The sequence below is a fragment of the Streptomyces rubellomurinus genome (assembly GCF_000961885.1).
Lineage (GTDB): Bacteria > Actinomycetota > Actinomycetes > Streptomycetales > Streptomycetaceae > Kitasatospora > Kitasatospora rubellomurina.
On record NZ_JZKH01000243.1, the window covers coordinates 1 to 1,196 of the forward strand.

General features: G+C 72.6%; 1 protein-coding gene and 2 pseudogenes. All 3 read left to right on the forward strand.

The annotated features are described in order from the left end of the window. A pseudogene (locus tag VM95_RS37555) lies at positions 1 to 98 on the forward strand (roadblock/LC7 domain-containing protein); the annotation flags it as partial. A 161-nt stretch (positions 99 to 259) separates the two neighbouring features. Then, positions 260 to 1,009 carry a DUF742 domain-containing protein gene (locus tag VM95_RS37560; RefSeq protein WP_045705933.1) on the forward strand — a complete coding sequence of 250 codons (750 nt, stop codon included), beginning with the start codon at positions 260 to 262 and terminating at the stop codon, positions 1,007 to 1,009. Further along, positions 990 to 1,196 (forward strand): annotated as a pseudogene (locus tag VM95_RS37565) (ATP/GTP-binding protein); the annotation flags it as partial. The gene VM95_RS37560 and the pseudogene VM95_RS37565, both read left to right, overlap by 20 nt.

A 1,196-nucleotide genomic window follows, 5' to 3' on the forward strand; every position in this document is an offset into this window, starting at 1 on the left:
GCCTCGTCGGCTACGAGATGGCCCTGCTCGTCGACCGCGCCGGCGCCGTCCTCACCCCCGCACTCCGCGCGGAACTCCAGGGCAGTCTCCTGCACTGACGGTTCGTCGGATACCGTCCAGGTATTCGAAGCACCTCCGCGTCCGTCCCGGGCCCGCTTCGGCGGGCTCGGGTTCGGACGTTGTACGGCCTTCGCACCACCGGCTCCGGACCACACCCGGAGCCAGCACCGCACCGCCGCACCCTGTGAGGAGAGGAACCGTGACACCGCCCGACGACCGCAGCGGCCAATACGGGATTCCGTACGGCACAGGCCATGACGCCTTCGGAGACCCGGGCGCCGGCCACGGTCAGCGATACGACCGGCAGCAGTACGGGCAGCCCCAGGCCCCCTACGGAATGCCGCAGGAGCAGTACGGCCAGCACCAGCAGTACGGCCGGCCCGAGCAGTACGGCCAGCACGGCCAGCACGGCCAGCACGGCCGGCCCGAGCAGTACGGCCAGTACGAGCAGTTCGGCCAGCCGCAGCCCGGTTTCGACGCCGCGGCCCCCGGCTACCCGGCCCCCGCGCCCGCCTCGGTCCCCGGCCAGGCACCCGGCCGGGCGCCCAGCCACCGGCGGCCGGCCCAGGAGCCCGGGCACGTCGAGGAGTTCGACGACGAACCGGACGCCGGCCCGCTGATCCGGCCGTTCGCGATGACCGGTGGCCGCACCCGGCCGCGCTACGAACTCGCGCTGGAGGCCCTGGTCTCCGCCGACGTCGACCCGCAGCGCCTCGCCACCCTGCTCCCCGAGCACCAGCGGATCTGCACGCTGTGCACGGAGGTCAAGTCCGTCGCGGAGGTGTCGGCCCTGCTCTCCCTCCCGCTGGGAGTGGCCCGCATCCTCGTCGCCGACCTGGCCGAAGCCGGCCTGGTCGCCATCCACCAGCCCGCATCCGGGGGCGAATCCGGAAACCAGCCCGACGTCACGCTGCTCGAAAGGGTCCTCAGTGGACTTCGCAAGCTCTAACGCGGCCGCCCCCACCCGCGCCACCACCTCCGCGAAGATCGTCATCGCGGGCGGCTTCGGTGTCGGCAAGACCACGCTCGTCGGCGCCGTCTCCGAGATCAACCCCCTGCGCACCGAAGCCGTCATGACCTCGGCCTCCGCCGGCATCGACGACATCAGCCACGTCTCCGGCAAGACGACCACCACC